The 13,409-nt window shown below is 70.3% G+C and carries 16 protein-coding genes; 5 read left to right on the top strand and 11 right to left on the bottom strand.

Annotated elements, in window-relative coordinates; translation table 11 throughout:
* Window positions 1-46 precede the first annotated feature (46 nt).
* Window positions 47-571: an NUDIX domain-containing protein gene (locus VHC63_18510; protein HVV38607.1), complete on the top strand. Its 525-nt coding sequence runs from the start codon at window positions 47-49 to the stop codon at window positions 569-571.
* Here VHC63_18510 and VHC63_18515 read toward each other — a convergent pair.
* The 5 genes from VHC63_18515 to VHC63_18535 form a co-directional block, all read right to left on the bottom strand.
* Window positions 568-1,128, bottom strand: coding sequence for a TIGR03086 family metal-binding protein (locus VHC63_18515; GenBank protein ID HVV38608.1), 561 nt, complete (start codon window positions 1,126-1,128; stop codon window positions 568-570). The two genes, VHC63_18510 and VHC63_18515, sit on opposite strands and share 4 nt — an antisense overlap.
* A 23-nt stretch (window positions 1,129-1,151) precedes the next feature.
* Complete coding sequence (locus VHC63_18520; GenBank protein ID HVV38609.1) at window positions 1,152-2,729, bottom strand: DNA polymerase Y family protein; 1,578 nt, start codon at window positions 2,727-2,729, stop codon at window positions 1,152-1,154.
* Window positions 2,726-3,388, bottom strand: coding sequence for a hypothetical protein (locus VHC63_18525; GenBank protein ID HVV38610.1), 663 nt, complete (start codon window positions 3,386-3,388; stop codon window positions 2,726-2,728). Before VHC63_18525 ends, VHC63_18520 begins: the two co-directional genes overlap by 4 nt.
* 141 nt (window positions 3,389-3,529) lie before the next feature.
* The gene (locus VHC63_18530; GenBank protein HVV38611.1) at window positions 3,530-4,777 is read right to left on the bottom strand and encodes a Glu/Leu/Phe/Val dehydrogenase; all 1,248 of its coding nucleotides are present in this window, start codon (window positions 4,775-4,777) and stop codon (window positions 3,530-3,532) included.
* Window positions 4,778-5,128, bottom strand: coding sequence for a hypothetical protein (locus tag VHC63_18535; GenBank protein HVV38612.1), 351 nt, complete (start codon window positions 5,126-5,128; stop codon window positions 4,778-4,780). It lies immediately after the preceding gene.
* Window positions 5,129-5,193: 65 nt separating this feature from the next.
* On the opposite strand from VHC63_18535, the gene VHC63_18540 reads away from it, so the two are divergent.
* The 3 genes from VHC63_18540 to VHC63_18550 are packed head-to-tail and all read left to right on the top strand — an operon-like array spanning window position 5,194 to window position 7,998.
* Complete coding sequence (locus VHC63_18540; GenBank protein ID HVV38613.1) at window positions 5,194-6,267, top strand: AI-2E family transporter; 1,074 nt, start codon at window positions 5,194-5,196, stop codon at window positions 6,265-6,267.
* Window positions 6,260-7,303 carry an LLM class flavin-dependent oxidoreductase gene (locus tag VHC63_18545; GenBank protein HVV38614.1) on the top strand — a complete coding sequence of 348 codons (1,044 nt, stop codon included), beginning with the start codon at window positions 6,260-6,262 and terminating at the stop codon, window positions 7,301-7,303. Before VHC63_18540 ends, VHC63_18545 begins: the two co-directional genes overlap by 8 nt.
* Entirely contained in the window at window positions 7,300-7,998 is a 699-nt protein-coding gene (locus VHC63_18550; GenBank protein ID HVV38615.1) for a sulfotransferase family protein, read from the top strand. The genes VHC63_18545 and VHC63_18550 overlap by 4 nt, the downstream gene beginning before the upstream one ends.
* Here the strand turns inward: VHC63_18550 and VHC63_18555 are convergent.
* The 6 genes from VHC63_18555 to VHC63_18580 form a co-directional block, all read right to left on the bottom strand.
* Entirely contained in the window at window positions 7,985-8,620 is a 636-nt protein-coding gene (locus VHC63_18555; GenBank protein ID HVV38616.1) for an alpha/beta hydrolase, read from the bottom strand. The two genes, VHC63_18550 and VHC63_18555, sit on opposite strands and share 14 nt — an antisense overlap.
* Complete coding sequence (locus VHC63_18560; protein ID HVV38617.1) at window positions 8,617-9,822, bottom strand: cytochrome P450; 1,206 nt, start codon at window positions 9,820-9,822, stop codon at window positions 8,617-8,619. Before VHC63_18560 ends, VHC63_18555 begins: the two co-directional genes overlap by 4 nt.
* On the bottom strand, window positions 9,819-10,010 hold the full coding sequence (locus VHC63_18565) for a hypothetical protein (GenBank protein HVV38618.1): 192 nt from the start codon (window positions 10,008-10,010) through the stop codon (window positions 9,819-9,821). Before VHC63_18565 ends, VHC63_18560 begins: the two co-directional genes overlap by 4 nt.
* Window positions 10,011-10,195: 185 nt before the next feature.
* Entirely contained in the window at window positions 10,196-10,573 is a 378-nt protein-coding gene (gene rsfS / locus VHC63_18570) for a ribosome silencing factor (protein HVV38619.1), read from the bottom strand.
* A 129-nt stretch (window positions 10,574-10,702) separates the two neighbouring features.
* Window positions 10,703-11,290, bottom strand: a complete 588-nt coding sequence (gene nadD / locus VHC63_18575) for a nicotinate-nucleotide adenylyltransferase (protein ID HVV38620.1) — start codon at window positions 11,288-11,290, stop codon at window positions 10,703-10,705.
* Window positions 11,291-12,220 carry a TIGR03621 family F420-dependent LLM class oxidoreductase gene (locus VHC63_18580; protein ID HVV38621.1) on the bottom strand — a complete coding sequence of 310 codons (930 nt, stop codon included), beginning with the start codon at window positions 12,218-12,220 and terminating at the stop codon, window positions 11,291-11,293.
* On the opposite strand from VHC63_18580, the gene VHC63_18585 reads away from it, so the two are divergent.
* Window positions 12,211-13,404: an MFS transporter gene (locus tag VHC63_18585; protein HVV38622.1), complete on the top strand. Its 1,194-nt coding sequence runs from the start codon at window positions 12,211-12,213 to the stop codon at window positions 13,402-13,404. The genes VHC63_18580 and VHC63_18585 overlap by 10 nt on opposite strands.
* Window positions 13,405-13,409: the final 5 nt, after the last annotated feature.

Below are 13,409 nucleotides of genomic sequence, written 5' to 3' on the forward strand. Positions count from 1 at the left end.
GCGGGTGTTCCCGGACCAACCCCGCACACGGGTACGTTTCAGGCCCGTGTCCGAGCCTGATCTCGCCGCGATCGTGGACCAGATCCAGCGGCGGGCGGAGGTGGCCGTCGACGCACGCGAGGCGGCCTCAGTGCGGCGAACCCTCGACGAACTTCCCCGCCTCACACGGCCCTTCGACGAGCACGCCGACCCCGTCCACATCACGGGCTCAGCGGTGATCGTGGGACCAAGGGGCGTCATCCTGCACAAGCACCGCAAGCTCGGCATCTGGGTGCAGCCCGGCGGCCACGTCGACCCCGGTGAGACCCCAGGTGAGGCGGCGGCGCGCGAGGCGACGGAAGAAACCGGCCTGCCCGTCGAGTTGGCCGACGACACCGTCATCCACGTCGACGTGCACCCGGGTCCCAACGGCCACACCCACCTCGACCTGCGCTACCTCTGCACCGCGCCCGACCGCGACCCCGTTCCCCCGCCCGAGGAGAGCCAGGAAGTCCTCTGGCTCAGTTGGGACGACGCCATCGAACGCGCCGACGACGGCCTGCGCGGCTTGCTCCTGGTGCTTCGCCCCTAGACCTGGCGGCCGAGGAACGCCGCCACCTGGTCGGCGGCGCAGGCACCCGCCGGCGCTTCCTGCTTCGGGCCGAACGGCATCCCTGAGCCCTCTGGGCCGCGGAACATGTCGGGAATCGACTGCTGGACCTGCGGCAGCAACTGCGCAGCCAGCTCGGGGTTGAGGTCGGTGGACTGACCGGTGGCCTTCGCCAGATCCCAGGCGTGGGTGAAGATGTCGGTCGTCGCCAAACCCATCAGTGCTCCGGCGGGCATCGGCCCGAACGGCAGCTGCGCCGTCTTCTCGAGTGCGCCGGGCGCCGTGAACAGCGCCAGCGTGCGCGCCGCCGCGTCGTCGAAGGCCGCCTGGTAGTCGCCGCCGGTCACGTCGCCGACGCCGGCGGCCTGCTCCCCCATACCGGCGGCAAAGAAGTCGGCGCCGTCGACGAGATGGTTCACGACGTCGCGCACCTTCCACGCCACACACGGCGACTGTTTGTCGAGGTCTTCCTTGCTCACGTTGGCCAGCACCCCACAGGCGGTGGCAATCGCTTGCTCGAGCGGTTCGGTTGCACTCATCGTCGGTTCTCCTTGTTGGATTGTCAGTAGCTTGCCTCTAACCACCAGCGGCCGCCTTCGATCAGGCACAAATGCGCCGCGCCGGATTCACAACGCACCTGGAGACGGGCTCGCCGGCGGCGCCCGTCCACATCCCACCAGCGTTCTTCGGCCGGCCACGGCCCGGCCCACCCGGTCACGCGGTCGACGCCGTGGGGCCCGACGATCGTCATCGGCGGCGACGACAGTTCCCCCCGCCCGCTGACCCGCACCGCGGCGCCGCTCATGTCGAGCACGTCGAGGGCGACGGGTTCGGCGAGCACGACCGCCGGCGACGGCGACGGCAGCCGCCCGGGCCACGGCGCTTGGGCGCGCACGGCGTCGACGGCGCGGGCGTCGCCCCACGGGATCATGCGGACCTGCTCCGCCGGCCCGCGCCCTCCGACGAGGACGGCGGTGGTGGCGGCGTCGGGCCCGAGCAGGCCCTGCACGCGGGCCACGGCGCGGGCGACGCGCTCGCCCGCTTCGGTCGCGCCCCCCCACAGGCTCTGCACGCTCGCTTCGTGGTCGTCGACTTCGTCGGGGCGCAGACGCAGCAGCGTGATGCCCGCCGTCGGCTCGTTCTCTTCGGCCCGGGTGGCGACGTCGGTGAGCCAGCCCTCGGCCTGCCAGCGCACGCGTTCGGCGACGGCGCGGGCGTCGAGGGCGCCCTCGGAGCGCCAGCGCCGCTCGCGCCGCTCGCCGTGTTCGGTTTCCACTTCGATGACGAGGGCGGTGGCGACGAGGCCCCGCGCCGCCAGCCCGTCGGCCAACTCGGACGCGAGGCCGCGCGCCGCGAACGCCACGCGGTCGACGGTGTCGGCCGGCGGGTCGAAGGTGACCTCGACGGCCAACTCCGGTGGTGGCTCACGCGGCGTGAGGGCCCGCACTTCGAGTCCGCGGGCGCGGCGGTGCGCGGCGACGCCGGCGGCGCCGAAGCGGCCGAGCACGTCGGCCGCGTCGAGGCCGGCGAAGACACCGAGGGTGCGCAAACCCAGGCGGCGGGCGACGTCGGCGATGGCCGCGTCGCCGATGGCCGCGATCGGCATGGGCGCCAAGAACTCCGCCGACTTGCCCGGCGGCACGACCAGCACGCGCTCGGCCGCCGAGTACGCGGCGCGCGCCGCGAGCGACGCCGCGAAGTTGCCGTCGGCCACGCCGATCGCCGGGCCGCGTCCGGTCTCGACGCCCAGCCGCGTGCGCGCCGCGTCGACGACGACGTCGCGAATCTGGACGCTCAACGCCGCGTCGCCCCCGAAGTACCGCGACGGGCCCCGCGCCGCGAACGCCAGCACGCCGGGGCGTACCACTTCGACGCGGGGGCACAACTCCTCCACGGCCGCCACCACCGCTTCGAAAGCACGCGCGTCGGCGCCTTCGTCGACGGCCAACACGTCGGCCGCCGGACACCGTCCTTGCGCCTCGCGCCGGCGCATCCCGACGCGCACGCCGTCGGCATAGGCAGCGACCGACACGGCGAGCACCTTGTTGTTCGCCACCACGACGACGGGGTCGCGGGCGCGTCCGGCCACGACGACCGGCCAGTCGTCCCACCACACCACCACGGTGCGGGTCGGCGTCACAGGACGAGGTCCACCTGGCGGGGTCGCACCGCGCCGCGGCCGTCGAGGTCGACGGTGACGCGGCACGACCGCAGCGTGCCGTGCCCGTCGCCCAAGCCGTCCCACGCCACCGCCGCGGTGACGAGGCGGGCGTCGCTGGGCCACGCGGCGACGCCGGGCCCGACGGCGACGATGGTGGTGCCGCGCTCGCGCGCCCGCCCGCTCAGGCGGCGCACTTCAGCGGGGCGCGGCCGGGCCGGGACCGACAGCACGACGACGTCGAAGGCGTCGACCGCGGCGATGGCGACGGTTCCCCAGAGGGTGACCGGGGCGTCGAAGAACACGAGGCGCTCGAGCGCCAGGCCGGCTTCGGCGGCAGCGAGGACCCCGAGACCGGGTACGCCGACGGCGGCCACCCAGCCCTCGGGCGGCACGACCCCGGCGGCCAGCGTGATGGCGTTGCGCATCGCCGCGCCATCGAGCGACGGCCGCCCGGCCCGCACCGCCACCGACGCCCCCGGCCGCAACCCGTGTGGGAACAGCGACGCCAGCGGCCCCCGCACCGGCCGCGCCCGCTGGCTGGCCAGGACGGAGGTGGCCTGGGCGCGTCCCGCGATCGCCCGCAGCCGGGCCCGCTCCTCCCCGTAAGCAATGGCAAGTTCTTCCTGCGCCTGTGCCACCCGTCCACTGTATCGAACAGGTGTTCGGTCTTGTCGAGGGGAGCCGGCGGGGTTGGGGTCCCCGCCGGGCCGTGAGCGGAGCCCTCGGGCGGAGCGAACCGAAAAGACAGCCGTAGGGAGGCTTTCCGAAGGAAAGACTCCCTACGGGAAGAAGCCGCGGGCGGCGATGGCTTCGGCCACGCGCTCGAGGGCCAGGGCGAAGGCGGCGCGGCGCAGCGGGACGCCCAGGGCCTCGGCTTTGGACCACACCGCCCGGAAGGCGGTGTCCATGCTGTCGCGCAGGCGGGTGGCGAAGACCTCTTGGTCCCACATGAAGCCCTGGCGGCTCTGCGCCCACTCGAAGTAACTGCCGGTCACGCCGCCGGCGTTGGCGAGGATGTCGGGCACGACCTTGACGCCCTTGGCCTCGAACACCGGGTCGGCGTCGGGCATCGTCGGGCCGTTGGCCGCCTCGATCACGAGCGACGCCGTCATCGACTCGGCCACCGATGCGTCGATCACGCCGCCGAGCGCCGCGGGCACGCACAGGTCCGTCGGCACGGTGAACACGTCGAGCAGCGGGATCTGATCGGCGATCGGGAAGCCCACGACGGAGCCATGCTCCTTGACGTGGTCGCCCAGCGCGGCGATGTCGAGGCCGCCGGGGTTGTAGACAGCGCCGCCCACGTCGGCCACCGCAACCACGCGCATACCGGCGGACTGCAACAGGAACGCCAGCGGACCGCCGACCTTGCCGAAACCCTGAATGGCGGCGCGCCGGCCGACGATGTCGACGCCCATCTCCTCGAACGCGGCGCGCGTGCACACCAGCACCCCGCTCGACGTGGCGCCGGCGTGGCCCCGTGTCCCGCCGACCGACAGCGGCTTGCCCGTCACCGCCGCCGGCACGGCGTGGCGGCCCTGGATCATCTCGAGGGTGTCCATCAACCACGCCATGACGCGGCCGTCGGTGTTGACGTCGGGCGCGGGCACGTCGAGGTCGGGGCCGATCACCGGCGCGATCTCCACGGTGTAGCGCCGCGTCACGCGCTCGAGTTCGCTGAGCGACAGCTTCGTCGGGTCACAGCGCACGCCGCCCTTGGCGCCGCCGAAGGGCAGGGCCGAGATGGCGGTCTTGAACGTCATGTCCGCCGCGAGCGCCTTGACTTCGTCGACGTCGACGTCGGGATGAAACCGTATGCCGCCCTTGGCTGGACCGCGGGCGGTCGAGTGCTGCACCCGCCAGCCGGTGAAGACCTCGAGGTGGCCGTCGTCCATGCGGACGGGGATCGCGACTTCGAGGATGCGCTGGGGCACCCGCAGGGCGGCGTGAATGTCGGGATCGACGCCGATCAGCTCTGCCGCATCGTCGAGACGTGCGAGCAGCGCCTCCCACGCCGCGCTGGCCACCTAGGCGCCTGCGGCCTCGCCGATCATCTCGCCGTTCTCGTCCACGAGGATCGACGGAGTGACGCCTTCGCGGTAGTGGATGAACAGATTGGTGATGAGCTGCGCCAAGCCGTCGGTGTTGGCGCCCGGTTCGAGCGTCACGGTGATCTCGTTGCCGTAGATGTGGACGTGCTTCACGCCGCCGCGTTCGAACAGCATCTTGGCGAGGCGATCCGGCGGTCGATCGAAGATCACGTCGGCGAGCGACGAGTACCGCTCGTGCGCCATACCGGTGAGGCCGCGGTCGGCCTCGAAGCGGACGACGCCGGGCTTCGACGTCTTCTTCTCGGTCACATTGATGGCGAGGCCCATAGCGAGGTTCAAGCTACATCGCCCGTCCGCCCAAACCGGTGTCCGTGTCCTTTAGCGTGGCGGCGGTGAACGTCTCGAACGCCACCGTCGCCCGGATCACCCTCATCGCCTGCGTGGTGGTGGGCGCGGTAGTCGGCTCGGTCTACGCGCTGCACCGGCTGTCACACATCATCACGCTGCTGGTGGTAGCGCTGTTCATCGCCATCGTGCTGGCGCCCTCGGTCGACGTGCTGGTGCGCCGCGCTCGCTTTCCCCGCGGCCTCGCCGTGCTCGCCGTGTTCCTCGCCGGTCTGCTGGCCTTCGCCGGCTTGACCTTCGCTTTCGTGCGCCCGATCGTGAAGCAGTCGCGGCAATTCGTTGACGACCTGCCCACCTTCGTGGCCGACGCCAAGGCCGGTCGCGGCCGCGTCGGGGAACTGGTGAAGAAGTACAAGCTCGACGACTTCGTCGAGAAGAACCAGGACAAGCTCAAGGAGGCGCGCAAAGAGCTGGGCAAGCGCGCCGTGCCGCTGGCGAGCACCGTGGCGAGCAGCGTGGCGGCCACCGTCACCACGCTGGTGCTCGCCGTGTTGATGCTGATGTCGGGACCCGACATTCAAGCCGGGATGCTCGACCTCATCGACGACGGCATATTGCGCGAGCGCATACGCCGCCTCGCCCACGACGCCAGCCTGGCGATGACGCGCTACATGGCGGGCAACCTCATCATCTCGGTCATCGCCGGCGCCGCCACCTACGTGGCTCTGCTCGTCACCGGCACGCCGTTCAAGGAAGTGCTGGCGTTGTGGGTGGCCTTCGCCGACCTGATCCCCCTTGTAGGCGCCACCCTCGGCGCGGTGCCGACGATCCTCGTCGCGTTCCTGCACTCGACGGTGGCCGGCATCGCCGTGCTGGTGTTCTTCATCCTGTACCAGCAGTTCGAGAACCACGTGCTCCAGGTGACGATCATGGCGCGCAGCGTTCGGCTCAACCCGCTGGCCGTGCTGGTGAGCGTGCTGGTCGGCGTCGAGATCTTCGGCATTCTCGGCGCGCTGCTCGCCATCCCGGTCGCCGGCGTGATCCAGGTCATCGTGGTGGACCTGATCAACGAGCACCGCCGCAAGCGTTTGGCCGCGGTTACCGTCGCACCTCGTGACTGAGTTCTGGACGACGGGCATCGCCCACCCGCAGGTGGCGGCGCGTCAAGCCGAACGCGCCGAAGCCGCCGGGTTCGACGGCCTGGTTGTCGTCGACTCGCAGAACCTGTCGGGCGACCCCTACGTCGCGCTGACGCTGGCCGCCGCGGCGACGAGCAACCTCAAGCTGGGCACTGGGGTCACCAACACCTCGACGCGCCATCCGGCGGCGACCGCCGCCGGCATCCTGTCGGTGCACGTCGCGTCGGGCGGCCGCGCCGCGCTCGGTATCGGCCGGGGCGACTCCGCCCTCGCCCACCTCGGCTTCGCGCCCGCGCCCGTCGCCGAACTGGCGGCCTACGTGCGCGTGGTGCGCGCCTACTTGCGCGGCGAGGCGGTGCCCTTCGACGCGCTGGCGCGCTTCGGCCACGCCGGCACCAAGGAACTCGACTCGCTCGGCCTCGCCGACGCGCCCGACGACAGCCGCCTCCACTGGCTGCCCGCCGGCCTCGCCCCGGTCCCGGTCGAGGTGGCCGCGACCGGGCCGAAGGTGCTCGCCGCGGCGCGTCGCGCCGACCGCGTCCTGGTCGCCGTCGGCGCCGATCCCGAACGGGTGGCGTGGGCCCGCGATCTCGCCGCTGCACCCGCCACGGGCGCGTTCGTCAACCTGGTCGCCCACGCCGATCGCGACGTCGCCCGCGACCTGATGCGCGGCGGCCTGTCGACCTTCGCCCGCTTCAACACGATGCACGGCGAGACCAACGGGCCGCTACACGAAGACGACCGCGTCTTGCTCAAGTCGCTGCACGAGTCCTACGACATGACCCGGCACACGCAGACCGGCTCGGCGCAGGCGAACCTGCTCACCGCGGACTTCGTCGACCGCTTCGGTATTGCCGGGCCCGCCGACTACTGCGTCGCGCGCCTGCGGGCCTTGGTCGAGCTCGGCGTCGACAAGTTCGTCATCGTCGGCCCGTCGCTGGGCAGCGATCCCGACGCCGCCCGCGTCGCCCAGGCGACGCTGGCCAACGAGGTGCTGCCGGCGCTGCGCGGCACATGAGGTACGACACGTGGGACTACCACTCCCGCGCTTCGCTGAAGCATCGTTACCTCACGGTGGCCACTCCCAAGGTTGGCTGCACCACGATCAAGCGCACGTTGCACGCCCTCGAGGGTTTGCCGCCGGCCGATCCGTGGTGGGCCGTGCACGACGAGGGCGAGGAGTTGCGGCTCGAGCATTACTCCGCCGCCGAGCAGCAACAGCTGCTGACGTCGCGCGACATCACGCGCTTCGCGTTCGTGCGCAATCCCTACGACCGCCTGTTGTCGGCGTGGAAGTCGAAGATCCTGCGCCACGACTCGTCGTACGTGCCGTTGGCGGCCGAGATCCGCGCTGCATGCGGCTATCCCGACGACACCGTCGTCGCGTTCGGCGACTTCGTTCGATACGTCACCACCCACGAACATCCCGACGCGCACTGGGAGCGGCAAGTCGTCATCCTCGCCTGCGACCGCATCGCCTATGACGTCGTCGGCCGCTTCGAGAACTTCGCCGCCGACTTCCGCACGATCCTGCTGCGCCTCGGCGTTACCGAAGACGTCCTGGCCCTGGCCGGCGAGGTGACCAATCCCACGCCCGACTTTCCACTCGCCGTCGCGTACGACACGGAACTGGCGAACGTCGTGTACGACTATTACCGCGAAGACTTCGAGCGGTTCGGGTACGACGCCGACAGTTGGTTCACGCCGCGCTGATCGCGTCGAGCACCGCGGCCCACACCTCCGAGCCGGTGTTGATCACATCGAAGTGGTCACCGCGCGGTTCGACGATCTCGACGTCGTCGCCGGCGGCGCGCGCCACCTCCGCGTAGCTACGCGACAGCTCGCGTCCCGCGGGAAAGTCCTGCGCCGGGCTGATCAACACGGTGCGCGCCCCGATCGGCACGCGCGCCGCCGGATCCGCGGCCGCGATCTGCTTGCCGGCGAACGCGTCGATGGCGCGGTCGCCGTAACCAAGGGCGTGGGCGCGTGCCAGGTCGTTGACGCCCGCCACGCTGATGACGACGCCGGGCCGCGGGTCGAGTTCCCTCGCCGCCCACAGCGCCAGCTGGCCACCGGCGGAATGACCGACGACGGCGGTCAGCGGACCGAGCGTGCGCAGCGCGTCGACGACATCGGTGCACGTGTTGGGAAACCCACCGCCGCGTTCGCCGACGCGGCGGTAGCCGACGTTGCCGGCGACGTAGCCGCGGCTGGCGAGATCACGGCAGTGGTCGGCGAGGCCCTCGCGTCCGTACATCGCCTGCCAGAACCCGCCGTGGACGAGCGCCACCGCGCCGATGGGGTCGCCGGCCGGCCGGTAGACGTCGACGGTCAACCAGTGACCTGGAGTTCGGCCAATCCGCGCAGCGTCATGTTGGGCCGGTATACAAGATCGCCTGTGCGCTCCAGCTTGGGGAAGCGCTTGAGCAGCGCCGGGAAGGCCTCCTGGCCCTCCATGCGCGCCAGCATCGCTCCGAGGCAGAAGTGGATGCCGTTGCTGAACGCGATGTGGTTGTTGGGCGAACGCGTCAGCACGACCTCGTCGGGGCGTTCGAACGCTTCGGGGTCGCGGTTGGCTCCGGCCAGGAGCAGGATCGCCGGGTAGCCCTTTTGCAGTTTGTGGCCGGCGATCTCGACGTCGGTCAGCGCCGTGCGCTGCGTGAACTGCACCGGCGAGTCGTAGCGCAGGAATTCGTCGATCGCCGTTTTGGCCAGACCGTCGGGGTCGGCGGCGAACTCGTCGCGCACCGCCGGGAAGTTGCATAGCGCCAGGGTGCCGTTGCCGATGAGGTTGGAGGTCGTCTCGTGCCCGGCGACGAGCAGCAGGATCAGGTTGGCGAGCAGCTCGGCGTGCGTGAGCCGGTCCCCCTCTTCCTCCGCCGCGATCATCACGCTCACCACGTCGTCGGTCGGCGAAGCGCGGCGCTCCTCGATGAGTTCGTTGAAGTACTGCACGAACTCCATCGCCGCCTGGATCGCCTGGCCGAAGTCGGCCTCGGCGAGGTTGGTGTCCGGGTCGATCATGCGCGCCAGGTGGACGGACCAAGCGGCGAACCGGTCACGGTCGGCGACGGGCACCCCGAGCAGCTCGGCGATGACGAAGACGGGCAGCGGACGCGCCAGCACGTCCATCACGTCGAACTCGTCGCCGGGACCGATGCCGGCAAGCAGTTCGTCGACCAACGCCCGCACCCGCGGCCGCCAGCCCTCGACGGCCTTGGGCGTAAAGGCGTGCTGCGCCAGCCGGCGCAGCCGCGTGTGATCCGGCGGGTCCGAGAAGAGCATCACCTTGCCGCCGAGGAACCCGCCCATCTCGGCCTGGCCGCTGGTGGCGTTGGCCATCAACTCGGGCGCCATGTTCGACGAGTCGGAGCTGAAGCGCTCGGCGTCACGCAGGACGGCGAGGCAGTCGGCATGGCGTGACAGGAACAGCTCCTGGTATTCAGGCCCCTGCCACACCGGCGCCTCTTCCCGCATCTGCTTGTAGACGGGATACGGGTTCGCCCGGTTCTCCGGGTTGAACGGGTCGTAGATCATGTGTGTCGTTCCCTTCGCACTACCGCGAACGTCCCAGCCGCGAACGCGAGCGAAATTACCGCGAGCACGAGGTGGACGGCGATGAAAGCGACACCGCCATGCTTGAACACGTTGCGGATGAACACGACCCAGACGAAGATCGTCCAGACGGCGAAGGCCCGAAGGAAGGTGGCGGAGCGCAGTTGCATGCCCGCACGCTACGGCGCGGGAGCGTGATTCAACTACGACGCTGTGACTGGCGAAGCTTGAAGCGCGCCTGCCGGCGCTTGACTGCCTGCGTCCCGCCGCTGCGGACGTTGATCGGTAATCCGGCGTGCTTCGCTTCGAGACGCAGCGCCGCGAGGCGCCGCGCCAACCATTGCGCGCGGATGGTTCAGTCCTCGAATGCCACGCGCGGGACGTCGCCCCAGAGGCGTTCGAGGTCGTAGAACTCGCGTGCCTCGTCGAGGAAGATGTGGGCGATCCAGTCGCCGAAGTCCATGAGGACCCAGCGGGCGTCGTCGAGCCCTTCGATCGAGCGCGGTCCGTTGCCGCCGGCGCGCTTGACCCGTTCCTCGATCTCCTCGCAGATCGCCCGCACGAGCCGATCGTTGGGAGCCGACGCGATCACGAAGTAGTCGCACAGACCGAGGACCTTGCTGACATCAAGGATGACCGGGTCGGTCGCCTTCTTGTCCGACGCGGCGCGCGCCGCCTCGAGCGGGAGGGCCGGACTGGCTTCAGTGGGATTCGGACGCGTCAAAACAGGCACGAGGTACGGGGCTCCTTTCGCAGGACGGACGGATGACGACGGGCGTAGCGCTCACAGCGTGACGCCCCGGTGGGCGCCGGACGACTGAATTTGGGTGGTGCTACGCACCAACAGGGGAAAGTCCCGTGGTCATCTGGCTCCAGCGTACCGCCCGTGTTTGCGTACCACGCGCATCGCGGCCGCCGGCACGAGACCGTCGACGGGCAAGCCGGCCGCCATGCGCTGGCGCACCAGCGAGGACGACACGTCGATCGACGGGACGTCGACCACTTCCACCTTCCAGCCGGGCACGTCGACGACCTCGTCGAAGCGCGGCCGGTTCACCACGACGAGGGTGACGAGCGCTCGCAGGTCCTCGACGCGATGCCATGTGTCAAGCTGCTTCGCCGCGTCGTAACCGACGACGAGGAACAACTCGCCCGTGGGGTCGAGCGCCTTGAGCTCCTCGACGGTGTCGATCGTGTAGGTCGGTCCGCCCCGGTCGACTTCACGGGCATCGGCGGTGATCGCCGGCAGCTCGATGTCGTAGATCGCTGCCTGCACCGCGGCGTAGCGCTCGGCGGCCGGCGCCACCGGCGGCGGGTCTTTCTGCCAGGGGTCGCCGGCGACGATCACGTGCATCTCGTCGAGCCGCAACGCGTGGTGCACCGTCGTCGCCACCACGATGTGGCCGACGTGAATCGGATCGAACGTCCCGCCGAAGAGGCCGATGCGCATTTACGTCCCGGCGAGTTTGGCGACGACGGGCGCGAACGCGTCCATGGCGTCGCCCTGGACCACGATGTCGTTGAAGCCGAACTCCTCGCGGCGCTTCTGGAGCGACTCGACGATCTGGTCGACGGTGCCGACCATGGCCAGGGGGATGTCGGCCGCCTCTTCGGGCGTGACGCCGAACAGCGGGGCGATGTTCGCGAGCACTTCGTCGCGGTTGTCGACGACCTGGGTCATGAACGTGAGCACCTGGAGATCGAGGGAGTCGAAGCGGTCGCCCGCCGCGTCGCGGATCCACTGCATGCGCTCCCGGTACACGTCGCCCATCGCCGACTTGGCCGTCTCGGCGTCGACCGCGCCCGAGCGCAGGTTCGGGTTCACACCGATCGTGTCGGCCATCTGCGCCGCGATGGTCAGCACCTTCTTGCCGCCACCGCCAATGAGGACGGGCGGGCCGCCCGGTGTGCTCGGCCGCGGGAAGCCCTGCGCGTTGGTGATCGTGTAGTGCTCGCCGTTGAAGGTGCACGTGCCGTCGGCCCACAGCGCCTTCATGATCGTCAGCGCTTCTTTCATGCGGTTGATGCGCGTGCCCGGCGAGTCGTACGCGATGCCCGACTCGTCGTAGTCGGTCTTCATCCACCCGGCGCCGAAGCCAAAGATCACGCGGCCGGGGAAAGCGACGTCGAGCGTCGCCACTTCCTTCGCTTGGGTGATCGGGTGGCGGTAGTCCACGTCGTAGACGAGGGCGCCCACGCGCAGGCTCTGCGTCACTTCCGCCGCGATCGTCATGGCGATCGTCGGCGACCACTGATCACCGAAGTGGTCCGGCAGATACAGCGTCGTGTAGCCGAGGTCCTCGGTCTTGCGAGCGAGATCGCGCCAGGCGTTCCCGTCTGAAGCCGCGTGGTGTTGCACACTGAAACGAAATGGACGCATCTACGCAATCTAGGTCGACGTGGCTCACCCGCAACTTGGTGGTGCTTTCGGTCGTCAGCTTTCTTCAGGACGCGGCGAGCGAACTGCTCTACCCGGTGCTGCCGATCTTCCTCCGCACCGTGCTCGGCGCGCCTGTCGCCGCCATCGGCGCCATCGAGGCCGTCGCCGAAGGCATCGCCGCCGCGGCGAAATACGTCGCCGGTCGCGTGGCTGATCGCGTGCAGCCACGGCGCATCGTCGGGCTCGGCTACGGGCTCGCCGCCGCCGGCAAGCTCGTCGTCGCCGCCGCGGGTGCGTGGCCCGTCGTCATGCTCGGCCGCGGCGTCGACCGCCTCGGCAAGGGCATCCGCGGCGCGCCCCGCGACGCGCTGCTGGTCGACGACATCCCCGTCGAGGCGCGCGGCCGCGCGTTCGGCGTGCACCGCACCGCCGACACCGCCGGCGCGGTGATCGGCCCGCTGATAGGGCTTGGCCTGTACGAACTGCTGCACCACCACATCCGGCCGCTGCTGTGGATCGCGGTCATCCCCGCCACGTTGAGCGCGCTCACCGTCGTGTTCGCCAACGACTCGCACGTCGTGGCGCGTGTCAAGGACGCGCGGGCCGCGGGCCGCGAGCGACCAGATGTGAAGATTCCCGCCAGCGCCAAGCGCGTGATCATCGCCGTGACGGTCTTCAGCCTCGTCAACTTCCCCGACGCGCTGATCATCCTGCGGGCCAACGAACTCGGTCTCAGCCTCGGCCTCGTGATCCTCGCGTACGCGTTGTACAACGTGAGCTACGCCGGCTTGTCGTATCCCTTCGGTGCACTCGCCGACCAACTGTCGTCCAACGTCGTGTACGCCATCGGCCTCGTATGTTTCGCCGTCGGCTACTTCGGCCTCGGTCTTGTCACCAAGAGCTACTGGGTGTGGCCGCTGTTCATGATCTACGGCGGCTTCCAGGCGGCGACCGACGGCGTGGGCAAGTCGTGGGTGAGCAAACTCGTCCCCAACGAGGTGCAGGGTCGCACGCAGGGCACGCTGCAAGCCGCCACCGGCGGCGCCGTGTTGATCGCCGGGTTGTGGGCCGGTTTCGCCTGGCACGACAACGGCCGCGTCCCGCTGATGATCTCCGGCGTCGTGGCCCTCGCTGCCGCCGCCTACGTGGCCACCGCGTTGCCGGCACGGCGCCTGCCGGCGTAGTTGGC

It is taken from the genome of Acidimicrobiales bacterium (assembly GCA_035546775.1).
In the GTDB taxonomy this organism is placed as follows: domain Bacteria; phylum Actinomycetota; class Acidimicrobiia; order Acidimicrobiales; family JACCXE01; genus JACCXE01.